The sequence below is a fragment of the Cruoricaptor ignavus genome (assembly GCF_014961145.1).
GTDB classification, from domain to species: Bacteria; Bacteroidota; Bacteroidia; order Flavobacteriales; family Weeksellaceae; genus Cruoricaptor; species Cruoricaptor ignavus.
The window spans coordinates 1230490-1243676 of the sequence record NZ_CP063145.1 but is presented as its reverse complement, the minus strand read 5'-3'; the positions used below and the strand labels follow the sequence as shown (position 1 = coordinate 1243676).

Genomic DNA, 13187 nt, shown 5'->3' with positions numbered 1-13187 from the left:
AAAACCAATGAAGCCTTCACAAAGAATCCTGCAATTTGCCAAACCATACAGCCGCTATCTTTGGGGCAGTATGTTTTTCAACATTCTGTACTCCGTGCTGAATATCTTCTCCGTAGCCACTATGCTCCCGATTCTTGGGCTGATGTTCGGCACTGTGGATGCTGTGGATACCACCCAGGCGCCGCCCAGCGGAGGCGGAATTTCGGAATTCTTCGGTTCCCTGCAGCAGCGTGTTTACTACGCCATCCAGCTGCAGATCAATGAGCACGGCGCCATCCCGGTGCTGGCGGTGCTCTGCGCGGTTACCGGGTTCGCCTTCCTGCTGAGGAACCTTTTCCGGTACATCGGTTCGCTTTTGCTCGTGAATTACAGGGTGCTCATTACCAGGGATATGCGTGCCGAGATGTACAATAAATTTCTGCAGCTGCCGGTAGCCTTCTTCACGGAGCGCCGCCGAGGGGATATGATGTCCCGCATTACCAACGACATCAATACGGTGGATTCGGGGATACTCGGCAGCCTGGTGGATTTGGTAAATGCGCCCTTTATGATAATTTTCTCCCTCTTGGCGCTCTTCGCCCTCTCGCCGCAGCTTACCATGTTTTCCCTGATCGTTTTCCCCGTGATGGGCTGGATCATCTCCCGCGTAGGCAAGTCCCTAAAGCGCGAGGCACACGCAGCCCAGCACGAGCTGGGGAATCTCTTTTCTATGGTAGATGAAACCCTGAGGGCGTCGAAAATTATTAAGATATTTAATGCGGAAGAAATTCTTAAACGGCGGTTTAATACCACATCCGAAAACTGGCAGGACTACACGATGCGGATGAGCCGCCGCCGTATGCTGGCATCGCCCTCCAGCGAGTTCCTGGGGAGCGTCACCATACTGCTGATCACCTGGTTTGCAGGCAGGCAGATTATAGAGGAGCACAGCATGCAGCCGGAGGCATTTCTGGTATTCATCGGGCTTTTTTTCCAGATTCTGGAGCCTGCAAAGAGTTTCTCCAACGCCATCAGCAGCGTGCAGAGCGGTATGGCAAGCCTGGAGCGCGTCACCGAGGTGTTGGATTTTGATATAAAAGTGGCGGAGCGGGAAAATGCACTGCCGGTGGAAAATCTTAAGGATAAAATCGAGTTCCGCAATGTTGGGTTCTTTTACGAAAAAGAAAATATCATACTCAAAAATTTTAACCTCACCATACCGCGGGGGAGAACTGTGGCACTCGTAGGGCAGTCCGGCTCCGGGAAATCCACGGTGGCTAGCCTGCTCGCGCGGTTCTACGATGTTTCCGAAGGAGAAATCCTGATAGACGGGGTGAATGTAAAAGATTTAAAACTGACCGATTTCCGCAGCCTGCTCGGTATGGTAACGCAAGAGTCGGTGCTGTTCAACGATACCGTGTACAACAATATCCTTATCGGCAACCCCCGGGCTACGGAGGAGGAGGTGGTAAAAGCCGCGAAAATTGCCAATGCGCATCAATTCATAGAAAGCCTCCCTAAAAAATACCATACCAATATCGGGGACGAGGGCAGCAAGCTCTCCGGCGGGCAGCGGCAGCGGCTCTCCATAGCCCGCGCCGTGCTGAAAAACCCACCCGTGATGATTCTGGATGAGGCCACCTCCGCGCTGGATACCGAGTCCGAGAAATTTGTGCAGGATGCCCTTGAAAAGATGATGGAAAACCGCACCTCGCTGGTGATAGCCCACAGGCTTTCCACTATTAAAAAAGCGGATTTAATCGTGGTAATGGAACGCGGCAGCATCGTGGAGCAGGGTACGCATTCCGAGCTGCTTGCCTTGGGCGGTATATACAGAAAACTGGTAGAGCTGCAGAATTTTGGTTAATGAGAAAGCGTCTCTCAGCTTTGCACTCCCGGGTAGATCAGCACATAATTTTTCTCGCGGAAGTTTCCATTCAAGAAGTCCGGCACTGCCGACATCTCCGGCAGGTATGCGGCACGCCCCCGGCGGGACATTAGCAGGATCAGGCAATGGTTGGCTTTTATCTTGCCGGAAATCTTTGAAAGTTCCTTCCAGTTTTCCAGGATAATAAATTCCGCATTCAAAGCCGTTCTTCGCTGGAATTTTTCAAGTATCCGGATGGTCTTTTCTGTGGCGTAGAAGTTCATTTTTGCCCCAAGGTTTTTCCCTAAATTCCAGATTCGGGAGAGCGCCTGCTGAAAGCCGGCCTCCAGCTCTGCCCCAGCCGGCAACGCGATGTGGAACTCCGCAAGCGTGCCGATAGGCTGTAGTATGTGCGAAACCAGCACCGTGGTATCCTCATCCGCCAGGTATCCGCTGTAGAGATTGTACACAAAAGTGGGCGAGAAGCCTTTATCCGGCTCCACCCCGATGATCAGGTCGGTGATTTTATTCTTTTTGATCTCATTGTTAATGCCCGCGATCACATCAGAATCGTACCGCTTTAGCGGGGTCATCGCCACATCCGAAGCCGTGGTGATCTGCGTAGCCTGCTGCAGAAGCTTATCCGCATTTTTGTCGCTGGATTCATTTACTTCCGCGCTTTCATCCTCTACGATGATGTTCAGGGCGAAGAGCCTGTCCTTATTCTTGGGGGATTTTGTCTGCAGGGCTAGCTCCGTCAGGCTTTCTATAGTTTCGGGATAATTCAGAGCTATCATTATGCGCTCCTCGCCCTCTCCGCTATCATCTTCTTCATCCATCTCCAGCGCTACTTTCCCCGCATTTTTCTGGGTCACAAAGGACGAGATGGTACAGCTCACCAAAATAAGCAGGATGCTGCCATTCAGCACGCTTTCGTTGAGCAAGCGGATGGGCTCTCCATTCTCATTCTCGCCAAGGATGATGTTGTAGCCTACCATTACCGAAGCCAGGGTAGCCGCCGCCGAGGCAGAGCTAAGCCCGAATATCACGCCGCCCTCGGCACGGCTGAGGCGGAAGGTCTTTCGTGTGGCTACCGAGGCGAGATATTTCCCCACCAGCGCAAGAACCGTCATTACCAAAGCCACCTTTATCGTTTCCGGGTTTTTGAAGAAGGCTCTGAAATCAATAATCATCCCCACACTGATTAGGAAAAAAGGAATGAATAATGAATTCCCGACAAAATCGATGCGGTTCATCAGTACGGAAGTGTGCGGGATGAGCCTATTCAGCGCGAGACCGCAGAGGAATGCCCCGATGATTGCCTCAATGCCTGCTATTTCGGCGAGCAGCGCGGCAAAGTAAATCATCACCATTACAAAAATGAACTGCGAAATTTTATCATCCACTGTCTTGAAAAACCACCGCCCGATGATGGGAAAAAGCCACAAAACCACGGCGCCAAAGGCAAGCACGGAGGCACCCAGGCGTATCCAGAACTCTGTGGTTACATCACCCTTCGCCATTCCCACGCACGCGGCGAGTATCAGGAGTGCGGCGATGTCGGTAATCATCGTTCCGCCCACGGTGATGGTAACGGCAGGGTTTTTCGCGATGCCGAGCTTGCTTACCAGCGGGTAGGTGATGAGCGTATGCGAGGAAAAGAGGCTGGCGAAGAGCACCGCCGTAAGCCAATCAAAACCAAGGAAGTACCGCCCAGCGATGATCCCGAAAATCAGCGGGATCATAAAAGTGTAGAAGCCGAACCCCAGGCTTTTCCATTTATTTTTGTAGAATTCCGTAAGGTCGATCTCCAGCCCTGCCTGAAACATGATGAAAAGCAGACCTGTAGTCCCAATAACCACGATATTGGCATCGCGCGGCAGGATGTTGAAGCCGTTCGGGCCCACCAGCGCGCCGGCGATTATCAGCCCGATGAGGTGCGGCACCTTAACCCTATTGAGTAGCAGCGGCGCAAAGAGGATAATCAGCAGGATGAGGAGGAACTTCAGCACAGGATCCTCCACCGGCAGGGTAAAATGATCTAAAATTGTTAGCATACGCTATTCTTTGATGAGTTCCACGGTGTATTTTGCGGTACAGTTTTTATCTACCTGCAGCTCGCGCGTGCCAGAAATGCGCTTCTGCCCTAAGTTATTCAGCTGCATTCTTATCTCGATGAGCTTCCCGGAATCCGTGGTGCGCTCATTCGTCAGGTTTATGTTCGTCCCGTCGTACTGGCCTTTGTATACCTGTACGCTGCCGGATTTGTTGGTGTTGGAAAGCGCTATGTCGCTGCCGTCTATCGTGAGCTCCCAGGCATCTACCCGCGTATCTCCCACCACATAGTCGGAGCAGTTGGATTCTGTACACACTACTTTACCATTCCACCTACCGGCAAAAACGGGAGAAAGTTGCGGGGTGACGGCAAGGCTGTCCTGCTGTGCCTGGATGCTGTCGCGCATCTTTATAAGGTTCTGATAATCGGCTTCCTTTAAAGCCAAAGCCTGTTCGCGCGCGGTAAGCAAGGAATCTCGCTCGCGCAGGCCTGCCTCGCGGCTGTTGTCAATTTTGCTGCAGGAGATTAAAATAATGCCAATGGCAAAGAGAGACGCGGGAAACTTCATCCGAAAAATTTTTGGAAAATTTAAGAAAAATAAAATTAAATGCTGCAGTCTACAGTCACACCAGCTTAGCGATTACATCCAGCCCGCCTTTTACCTTATCCCCGATTTTGCACCGGATTTCGGAATTGGTCGGGATAAAGACATCCATCCGCGAGCCGAACTTGATGAAGCCAAACTCGTGGCCGGCCTTTGCCACATCGCCCTCATTGGCATAAAACACGATGCGCCGCGCCATATACCCGGCGATCTGGCGGAACACTACCGGGTGCCCTAGAGCGGTTTGTACCGCAAGGGTAGTGCGCTCATTTTCCGTGGAGGATTTCTCGTTCCACGCCATCAGGTACTTCCCCGGGTGGTATTTTTTATAAATCACCTCTCCGGTGACGGGGTAGCGGCAGATGTGCACATTCAGCGGTGACATAAAAATGGAAATCTGCGTCACTTTCTGGTTTAGGAACTCATTTTCCTCCACCTCCTTTATCATCACCACCTTGCCGTCCACAGGGGCTACCACCGTCTCGCTGTGCTCCGCGATCTGGCGCTTCGGCACGCGGAAGAACCACAGGATCAGGCCGTAAGTTACCAGCAGCGGCACTATTATCAGCAGCGACCACATTTCCAGGTAGTAGATGGAAATAGCCGCGATAATGGCAAATAAAACTGAGGAAATAAGGAGCGTAGCCCTGGATTCTCGGTGGAGTTTCATCAGAAAAGTTTTTCGATTAAGAAGTACAAATATACAACCGGGGCGCAAATGATGAAACTATCCAGCCGGTCCAGCACGCCGCCGTGCCCGGGGATCAGCTTGCCGCTGTCCTTCGCTCCGAAGCTGCGTTTCAGCTGGCTTTCCACCAGATCCCCCAGGGGGGCGAAGAGCGAGACCAGCAGGCCTACCGCGATCCAGTTGCCACGAAGGTCGGGATTGTATTTTTCCACAAAAAATGAAACGATCAGCGTTAAAACCACTCCCCCGGCATAGCCTTCCCAGGTTTTTTTGGGAGAAATTTTCGGCGCCATCTTGTGTCTTCCGAAGAGCCGCCCCGCCAGGTAGGCGCAGGTGTCGCTGCACCAGATGAGGATGAAGAGAAAAAATACCTCCAGAGAAAAACCGCTGTTCCCGAACTTCGGCAGCCCGAGGGCGAAGGAGAAGGGCAGCGCGGTGTAGATCACTGTGAAAATCAGCTTCCCGTTTTCATAATACAGCTCATCGCGGAATCTGAATAATGTGACTGCGGCGAGGGCAATCAGGCTCAGCTCCAGCAGCTCTGGAAGATGGAAGCTGAAATAAAACCCGTGTCGGTAGTAGCGCACCGAAAATCTGTAGAAAACAAGAATTACTAGCGGGAATACGGCATAGAATTCCCAGGATCTCTTGTCGAATTTCATCAGGCGCGTACACTCCCACGCCCCGCAAAGCATCAGGAAGCCCATCAGGCCCCAAAACAGGTGCTGCTGCGGCAAGTGCGGGAAGATAGCCTGCAGCACGGGAGCGGTACACACGATAATTACCGCGCAGTAAACGATGCCGGAGACGGTACGCAGGATGAGGTTGCGGTCCATAAGATGCTAATCTTCCAGCAAAAGTAGGAAGATTTTTGTGTTCGCCTTCTCCATGGTCTCCAGCTGCCCTTTCCCGCAACTGATGGAGGTCAGGTTTTTGCAAGTGCCCTGGCGTTTTACCTTCATCATAGCCTCGTTCAGGTTCGTCACTATCTGGGATACCGTAGCCATTATGATGATTTTATCCGGCAGGCGTGAAGAAGGGTAATGCTGTATATTGTTGGAAGTGAGCATGATACGCCCGCTGTCCGCCATTAGATATTCGCAAGTGATAAATGCCGCGTCATTAAAAAGCTCCAGCACGGGAGTATATTTTACATTGATGACGCTGAGGAAATTCTTCAGATCTTCATCGAAACAGTACACTGACTGGATTTCTTCTATTTTAATTATTTGATTCAGCGTCTGCAATGCCTCGGCCTCATCGCCGCAATAGTTGAAAAAGCCTCCGTCGTGAGTAAAGAGCTGAGCAAATCGGTAGTCCGGATCAGCATTCTTCAGCTGATCGGCAAGCCTTGCCACATTGCGCTCGTCTGCGGGCTCCTGCTGCGGGACGATTTTTTTTATTATTTTCTTAAAAATACTCAACTGACCGTGCGTGTATTATTATACAAATGTATAAATATTTTTACCGATAATAAAAACCCCCAGGCGGGCCCCGAGGGATTATTAAACTTATTTAAATAACTCCGCCGCTCTCCGGCGCCACCACCGTTTCCGGAATTTCGTTTTCTACGGTGGTCAGAGGTTTTTCCGTAAGCTCCGGATCCCAGGCGCGCTTGCCGAAAATCTCTTCCAAATCCTCACGGAAGATCACCTCTTTTTCCAATAGTTTTTCTGCCAGCCTCTCTAGCTTGTCGCGGTGGGTGCCAAGGATCTCCAGCGCGCGCTGATACTGCAGCTCCACTATTTTGGAGATTTCCTCATCTATGGTTTTTGCAGTTTCTTCGGAATAAGGCTTGCCAAAGTTGAATTCTGCCTGGCCGGAGCTGTCGTAATAGGAAATATTCCCTACTTTGTCATTCAGCCCATAAATGGTCACCATCGCTTGTGCCTGTTTGGTTACCCTTTCCAAATCGGACAGCGCACCGGTGGAGATGTTTCCGAAAATAGTCTGCTCCGCGGCGCGCCCGCCGAGGGTAGCGCAGATCTCGTCCAGCATCTGCTCCGTGGTCGTCAGCTGCCGCTCTTCCGGAAGATACCAGGCTGCGCCGAGGGAACGGCCGCGCGGAACGATGGTTACTTTAAGAAGCGGTGCGGCGTGCTCTACCAGCCAGGAAATCGTGGCGTGGCCGGCCTCGTGGTAGGCAACCCGCTTTTTCTCCGAAGGCTTGATGGCTTTATTTTTCTTCTCGAGACCGCCGATAATTCGGTCTACAGCATCCAGAAAGTCCTGTTTTGTAACGGCTTCGTGCCCGTTCCGCGCGGCGATCAGGGCAGATTCGTTGCAGACATTCGCGATATCAGCACCGCTGAATCCCGGTGTCTGTTTCGCAAGGAAATCTACATCTACAGATTCATCCACCTTAATTTTAGCGAGATGCACATTGAAAATCTGCTTCCGCTCGTGGAGTTCCGGCAGGTCTACATAAATTGAGCGGTCGAACCGGCCGGCGCGCATCAGGGCTTTGTCCAGAATATCGGCGCGGTTGGTAGCCGCCATTACGATGACATTGGTATCCGTACCGAAACCATCCATCTCTGTAAGTAGCTGATTCAGAGTGTTTTCACGCTCATCATTACCACCTGTGAAATTCTTTCCTCCCCGTGCCCTGCCGATGGCGTCAATTTCATCGATGAAAATAATCGCCGGAGATTTTGCTTTCGCCTGCGCGAACAAATCACGCACTCTCGACGCCCCTACACCGACAAACATTTCCACGAAATCTGAGCCGGAAAGTGAGAAGAACGGCACCTTGGCTTCGCCGGCTACAGCCTTTGCCAAAAGGGTTTTACCCGTTCCCGGAGGGCCCACCAGCAGCACGCCCTTTGGAATTTTCCCTCCAAGCTTGGTGTATTTTTCAGAATTTTTAAGGAAATCTACCACCTCCTGCACTTCTTCCTTCGCGCCTTCTAGGCCTGCAACATCGGCGAAGGTTACATTTACTTTTTCCTTTTCGTCAAAAAGTTTTGCGCGGGATTTCCCGATGGAGAAAATCTGCCCCCCGGGGCCCCCTGCGCCAGCCATTCTGCGGAAGAAAATGTAATAGATCAAAAACATTACGCCGAACCACATCGCCATCTGCAGCAGCAGGCTCTTCATCTCGGAGCCCTTGCGGTCTATGTTCAGCTGTGTCGTTAGCGCCGGGTTGGCTGCCTTTTCGGCATCGAATTTTTCCTGGAAATGCTGCAGGTCCCCATAGTTGAACGAATAATCCGCCACCGGCCCGGCAGCAAAATTCATACCCGGGAACATCTCCTCGGCGCGGCTGTTTTTCACGCTCGCCGATGCCGCCTCCTTTGTGAGGAATACATCGGCATCTTCGGCATCTTTGTAAAGGATTAGTTTATCTACTTTGCCCTCGCGCATCAGCTCGAAAAAGCGCTCTTCATTAATTTTTGCTTTAGCTAAATCTTCCCCGAATCCATTACCGAAGAAGAAAAAAATCATCGCGAGGATGGCTATTGGGAAAAACCAGTTGAATCCCTTGTTGTTCATCTTAAAATTTGGAAAAAATTGTTTTAAAAAAATTAATCTGCTATGGCAGTGATTTTGGCATCGCCCCAGAGCTCCTCGATGTCATAATACTCACGGATTTGTTTCTGGAAAATATGGACAACTACGGATACATAATCCATCAGGATCCACATCGCGTTCTCCTCGCCTTCCACATGCCACGGGCGCTCGCCTGCCTCGTTCCTTACGCGGCGCTGGATCGCGGCGGAGATGGCTGCCACCTGCGTGTTGGAGTTGCCGCTGCAGATGATGAATGTTTCGGCTACGGCGTTTTCTATTCCGGAAAGATCGAGTATGCGAATTTCTTCGCCTTTTACATCCTGGATGGCTTCAGTGATTGTTGATATTAGTCTTTGCTTTTCTGCAGATTTTGTCATTCAAAAATTTATATTTGCAAATTTACCGCTTTTTGCCAAGTTTAAAGTTAAAAAAATAATTATTCGATTTTCAAAATATTACAATGTTGATAAGCCTGCACCATATCCCCACCTGCGGTTCTACCAATTCCGAAATCCTGGAATTCATCCAGGAAAACCCCTGTGGTACGGCCGTATACACATTTTGCCAAACGGCAGGGCGTGGGCAATACGGCAACCGCTGGCAGAGCCGCCCCGGAGAAAACCTCGCATACAGCCTTGCTGTAGAAGCGAATTTACTCCGCACTTCTGCGAACTTATTCAATTATCATACCGCCACGGCGGTGAGAGATTTCATTGCCAAAGTGACTGATTGTGATGCGGAAATAAAGTGGCCGAACGATATTATCCTTAAAAAAAAGAAAATCTGCGGCATCCTGATTGAGAAACATAAGGCTGAGAATCTTCGGGAATATTTCATTATCGGCATAGGGATCAATATTTTAAATGATGAGTTTTCGGAGCTGCCGAAAGCGGGATCGATATTCACTCAAACGGGCTTAAGGCCTGATTTACATATGTTTACGGAAGAATTTCACCAGTACATTAGCGAGAATATTTTCCCCCAAAAAGGCGATGAAGAAATCCTGGAGAAATTTAACGGGCATCTGTTCCGCAAGGATGAAGTATCCGTTTTTGAAATTGAAAAAGTAAGACAAAATGGCATCATCCGAAAAGCCGATGCGGAAGGTTTCCTTTGGGTAGAGTTGGAAAACGGAGGGCTAAGGAAATTTTACCACAAAGAAATGGAGCTGCTCTACTGATTTGCCCTTTTCCAGTACAGGTAAAAGGCTACCGGCGCAAAAACGATGTTGGGCAGCCACATCGCCAGCATCGGCGGGATGGTATTGTGCTCCGCCACCACTTTCAGCGCCTCGAAGGAGAAGATGAAAACGAACGCCAGCGCAATGCCGATGGCAAGATTGATGCCCAGGCCGCCGCGTTTTTTCTGCGAGGAGAGGGAGAGTGCCAGTACGCTGAGAATGATGATGGACACCGGCATAGAGGTCCGCTGGTAAAGTTCGATGTAGTTGGTGGTCAGGTTGCCGTTCCCTTTCAGTTTTTCCTCGCGGATGAAGCTGCGGAGCTCCGGCGTGGTTTTGGATTGTGCGGAAAGTTCGTCCGGGAAGAGCTCCTTCGGCGGCCTGCCGAAGTCCAGCATTTTTGTGTCGCCATCGCTGATTATTTGCGTATCTTTTTCCCCTGCTTTCCTTTCATAAAAATTGCTAAGGACAAAGCGCTGCTTCTGAGGGTCCCAGTATATATCATTCGCTGAAATCTGGTGCAGCAGCTTGCCGTTTTTATCAAATTTTTGCCAAAGCATCCCCGTACCGCGCTCGCTTTTCCGGTTGTAGTTGAAGATGAAAAGATAAGTGTCTGGCGTAAGCTTGGTAGCGATTTCCACATCACCTTCCAGAGCCTGTTTTTTGCGCTCTGTGCCTACATAGGCTTCCAGCTTGTTCTTTTTCACATTCGCCCTCGGCAGGCCGTAGTGGTTGATGAAAAATGCCATCACGGCGAGCAGCAGCGAGGTGATAAAATATGGCCGCGCAAAACGGTGAAAGCTCGCGCCGCTGCTCACCACTGCCACGATCTCAGTATTGTTCGCCATCCTGGATGTGAAGAAAATCACCGAGATGAAAACGAGGATGGACATAAAGGTGATGATGAGATACACCATCCAGTACGGATAGTAGTGTAGCAGGAAATAGCCCACGGTATAGCCGTTGCTTTCGATTCTCGGAGCCTTTGACTGAACATCGATAACAACCACGATTACCGACAGCAGCACCAGCATAAACGCCAGCGTTCCCAGGAATTTCCGGATGATGTATCTGTCGATGATTTTCATCTAAAGTCGGTTTTTCAATTCTGGAAGCACGGAATTTTTCCACTGGTAAAAATCGCCTGCAAGGATGTGCTGCCGCGCAGTTTTCACCAAATCCAGATAGAATGCCAGGTTGTGCACGGATGCAATCTGCTTCCCGAGGTACTCCCTCGATACAAACAAATGCCGCACATAAGCCTTGGAATAATCCCTATCCACATAGCTTTTGCCAAATTCATCCAGTGGCGAAAAATCGTTCTTCCACTTCTCGTTTTTAATGTTGATGACGCCTTTCCAGGTGAAGAGCATCCCGTTTCTTGCGTTTCGCGTAGGCATTACGCAATCCATCATATCGATACCAAGGCCTATGGATTCCAGGATGTTCCACGGCGTACCCACACCCATCAAGTAGCGCGGTTTCTCCTTCGGCAGAATGTCCGTCACCTCATCCGTTATGCGGTACATTTCGTCTTCCGGCTCACCTACGGAAAGCCCGCCAATTGCGTTGCCATCGCAGTTTTGCTCCGAAATGAATTCCGCGGAAATCTTCCGTAAATCCGAAAAAGTAGAGCCCTGAACAATCGGGAAAAGGTGCTGCCTGTGCGCATAGATTTCCGGATTTTCTTCGCACCATTTTATGCAGCGTTTCAGCCAGCGATGCGTCATCTCCATCGAAAGCTTCGCCTGAGTGTAGGTGGAAGGATAGGCAGTGCATTCATCAAAGGCCATAAAAATATCGGCGCCTATCTGCCGCTGAATTTCCATTGATTTTTCTGGTGAGATGAAATGATAACTTCCATCGATGTGCGATTTGAATTTCACGCCTTCCTCCGTCATCTTCCTTGAATCCGAAAGGCTGAACACCTGAAAGCCACCGGAATCCGTGAGAATCGGCAAATCCCAGTTCATAAACTTGTGCAAACCGCCAGCATTCTGCATCACCTCCATTGCCGGACGAAGGTATAGGTGATAGGTGTTCCCAAGGATTATCTGCGCCTTGATATCCTCCCGAAGTTCACTTTGGTGCACGGTTTTCACGGAAGCCACTGTTCCCACAGGCATAAAAATCGGCGTCTCGATTTTGCCGTGATCTGTGGAAATTATTCCGGCCCTTGCCTTGCTTTCCGTGGTTTTTTCAATTTGGAAAAAAGGATTCATTTAGTTTGGGGCTGTCTCTTCTTTTGTTTTCTTTTCAATATAAGCCTTAGCTTCTGGATCTTTCGACAGAATAATGTCCTGAGCGTCTGAGTAAATTTTCTCCAGCTTCCAGGGTTTCGTGAGGTAATACCGGTGGCTTTCCAAAAATTGCTCCTGCGAGATCCTGTGCTGCTGAAGTATGAAAAGTCCCTGCTGCTGCATATCCCCCTGCTGGTTCAGTAAGCCCATTTGGTCATTGATTGCAAAATCCGCGATGATGCTGCTCATTTCCCCTTCCGGTATCAGGTTTTCCCGCTTCGGTATGGTGCCGCTGCAGGAAAGCAGTACAGATAAGGCTAAAATCTGGAGCTTTTTCATAATTTTCCCGTCAATGCTTTCCATCTCAGTTGCAAAATTCCCACCACAGCTTCACCGATGATGTTGCCGTTCATCTTGCTTTCGCCGCGTACCCTGTTGGTAAAGATTATCGGCACTTCCACGATTTTCAGCCCCTGCAAAAATGCGCGGTACTTCATCTCCACCTGAAAACCGTAGCCTTTCAGCTTTATTTTGTCAATGTTAATTTTTAGCAAAGTTTCCCGTTTAAAACAAACAAAGCCCGCCGTGGTATCTGCCACGGGGATGCCGAGCACCAGCCTGACATAGATGGATGCGAAGTACGACAGCAGCACCCTACCCATAGGCCAGTTCACGACATTCACACCCTGAGAATAGCGTGAGCCGATGCTCATATCTGCGTTTTGGCAGGCGTTGTAAAGGCGGATTAAATCTTCGGGATTGTGCGAGAAATCGGCATCCATTTCGAAGATGAAATCGTAGTTTCTATCCAGCGCCCAGCGAAAACCGTGGATGTACGCCTTGCCAAGGCCATCCTTAGTTTTCCGAACCGTAAGGTGCAGATTTTCAGGGAATTCCGCTTGAAGTTCCTGCACGATTTCCGCCGTGCCATCCGGAGAAGAATCATCCACCACAAGAATTTCGAAGCCCTGCTGCATAGCGAAAACCGCCCGGATAATGGCCTCGATATTTTCCTTCTCGTTGAAAGTTGGGATGATGACGAGCTTCTTCATTTAAATCG

General features: G+C 50.1%; 13 protein-coding genes. 2 read left to right on the top strand and 11 right to left on the bottom strand.

Annotated elements, in window-relative coordinates; translation table 11 throughout:
- Positions 1–7 precede the first annotated feature (7 nt).
- The gene (locus IMZ16_RS06080) at positions 8–1846 is read left to right on the top strand and encodes an ABC transporter ATP-binding protein (RefSeq protein ID WP_193439291.1); all 1839 of its coding nucleotides are present in this window, start codon (positions 8–10) and stop codon (positions 1844–1846) included.
- A 14-nt stretch (positions 1847–1860) separates the two neighbouring features.
- On the opposite strand, the gene IMZ16_RS06075 is transcribed toward IMZ16_RS06080, so the two are convergent.
- The 7 genes from IMZ16_RS06075 to rsfS all read right to left on the bottom strand — a co-directional run bounded on the left by IMZ16_RS06075 (position 1861) and on the right by rsfS (position 9084).
- Entirely contained in the window at positions 1861–3903 is a 2043-nt protein-coding gene (locus tag IMZ16_RS06075; protein WP_193439290.1) for a cation:proton antiporter, read from the bottom strand.
- A gap of 3 nt (positions 3904–3906) precedes the next feature.
- A complete protein-coding gene (locus IMZ16_RS06070; RefSeq protein WP_193439289.1) occupies positions 3907–4470 on the bottom strand; it encodes a hypothetical protein in 564 nt (187 codons plus the stop codon).
- A gap of 55 nt (positions 4471–4525) precedes the next feature.
- Positions 4526–5176: a phosphatidylserine decarboxylase family protein gene (locus IMZ16_RS06065; RefSeq protein WP_193439288.1), complete on the bottom strand. Its 651-nt coding sequence runs from the start codon at positions 5174–5176 to the stop codon at positions 4526–4528.
- Positions 5176–6030, bottom strand: a complete 855-nt coding sequence (locus tag IMZ16_RS06060) for a phosphatidate cytidylyltransferase (RefSeq protein WP_193439287.1) — start codon at positions 6028–6030, stop codon at positions 5176–5178. Before IMZ16_RS06060 ends, IMZ16_RS06065 begins: the two co-directional genes overlap by 1 nt.
- Before the next feature lie 6 nt (positions 6031–6036).
- Positions 6037–6618: an LUD domain-containing protein gene (locus IMZ16_RS06055; protein WP_073177859.1), complete on the bottom strand. Its 582-nt coding sequence runs from the start codon at positions 6616–6618 to the stop codon at positions 6037–6039.
- 91 nt (positions 6619–6709) lie between these two features.
- Positions 6710–8689, bottom strand: a complete 1980-nt coding sequence (gene ftsH / locus IMZ16_RS06050) for an ATP-dependent zinc metalloprotease FtsH (protein WP_193439286.1) — start codon at positions 8687–8689, stop codon at positions 6710–6712.
- A gap of 32 nt (positions 8690–8721) precedes the next feature.
- Positions 8722–9084, bottom strand: a complete 363-nt coding sequence (gene rsfS / locus IMZ16_RS06045; protein WP_073177855.1) for a ribosome silencing factor — start codon at positions 9082–9084, stop codon at positions 8722–8724.
- An 83-nt stretch (positions 9085–9167) separates the two neighbouring features.
- Between rsfS and IMZ16_RS06040 the strand changes: the two genes are divergently transcribed.
- Positions 9168–9887: a biotin--[acetyl-CoA-carboxylase] ligase gene (locus IMZ16_RS06040; protein ID WP_317173198.1), complete on the top strand. Its 720-nt coding sequence runs from the start codon at positions 9168–9170 to the stop codon at positions 9885–9887.
- On the opposite strand, the gene IMZ16_RS06035 is transcribed toward IMZ16_RS06040, so the two are convergent.
- The 4 genes from IMZ16_RS06035 to IMZ16_RS06020 are packed head-to-tail and all read right to left on the bottom strand — an operon-like array spanning position 9881 to position 13179.
- Positions 9881–10975 carry an LptF/LptG family permease gene (locus IMZ16_RS06035; protein WP_193439285.1) on the bottom strand — a complete coding sequence of 365 codons (1095 nt, stop codon included), beginning with the start codon at positions 10973–10975 and terminating at the stop codon, positions 9881–9883. The two genes, IMZ16_RS06040 and IMZ16_RS06035, sit on opposite strands and share 7 nt — an antisense overlap.
- On the bottom strand, positions 10976–12109 hold the full coding sequence (tgt, locus tag IMZ16_RS06030; RefSeq protein ID WP_193439284.1) for a tRNA guanosine(34) transglycosylase Tgt: 1134 nt from the start codon (positions 12107–12109) through the stop codon (positions 10976–10978). It abuts the gene before it with no gap.
- The gene (locus tag IMZ16_RS06025) at positions 12110–12490 is read right to left on the bottom strand and encodes a DUF4296 domain-containing protein (protein ID WP_193439283.1); all 381 of its coding nucleotides are present in this window, start codon (positions 12488–12490) and stop codon (positions 12110–12112) included.
- Positions 12463–13179, bottom strand: coding sequence for a polyprenol monophosphomannose synthase (locus tag IMZ16_RS06020; RefSeq protein WP_193439282.1), 717 nt, complete (start codon positions 13177–13179; stop codon positions 12463–12465). The genes IMZ16_RS06025 and IMZ16_RS06020 overlap by 28 nt, the downstream gene beginning before the upstream one ends.
- Positions 13180–13187: the final 8 nt, after the last annotated feature.

Bases quoted from the DNA above. Each gene is read 5' to 3' on its own strand.
- IMZ16_RS06075 (WP_193439290.1), bottom strand. From the start codon at position 3,903: ATGCTAACAATTTTAGATCATTTTACCCTGCCGGTGGAGGATCCTGTG.
- IMZ16_RS06080 (WP_193439291.1), top strand. From the start codon at position 8: ATGAAGCCTTCACAAAGAATCCTGCAATTTGCCAAACCATACAGCCGC.
- IMZ16_RS06070 (WP_193439289.1), bottom strand. From the start codon at position 4,470: ATGAAGTTTCCCGCGTCTCTCTTTGCCATTGGCATTATTTTAATCTCC.
- tgt (WP_193439284.1), bottom strand. From the start codon at position 12,109: ATGAATCCTTTTTTCCAAATTGAAAAAACCACGGAAAGCAAGGCAAGG.
- IMZ16_RS06020 (WP_193439282.1), bottom strand. From the start codon at position 13,179: ATGAAGAAGCTCGTCATCATCCCAACTTTCAACGAGAAGGAAAATATC.
- IMZ16_RS06035 (WP_193439285.1), bottom strand. From the start codon at position 10,975: ATGAAAATCATCGACAGATACATCATCCGGAAATTCCTGGGAACGCTG.
- rsfS (WP_073177855.1), bottom strand. From the start codon at position 9,084: ATGACAAAATCTGCAGAAAAGCAAAGACTAATATCAACAATCACTGAA.
- IMZ16_RS06025 (WP_193439283.1), bottom strand. From the start codon at position 12,490: ATGGAAAGCATTGACGGGAAAATTATGAAAAAGCTCCAGATTTTAGCC.
- IMZ16_RS06060 (WP_193439287.1), bottom strand. From the start codon at position 6,030: ATGGACCGCAACCTCATCCTGCGTACCGTCTCCGGCATCGTTTACTGC.
- IMZ16_RS06040 (WP_317173198.1), top strand. From the start codon at position 9,168: ATGTTGATAAGCCTGCACCATATCCCCACCTGCGGTTCTACCAATTCC.
- IMZ16_RS06065 (WP_193439288.1), bottom strand. From the start codon at position 5,176: ATGAAACTCCACCGAGAATCCAGGGCTACGCTCCTTATTTCCTCAGTT.
- ftsH (WP_193439286.1), bottom strand. From the start codon at position 8,689: ATGAACAACAAGGGATTCAACTGGTTTTTCCCAATAGCCATCCTCGCG.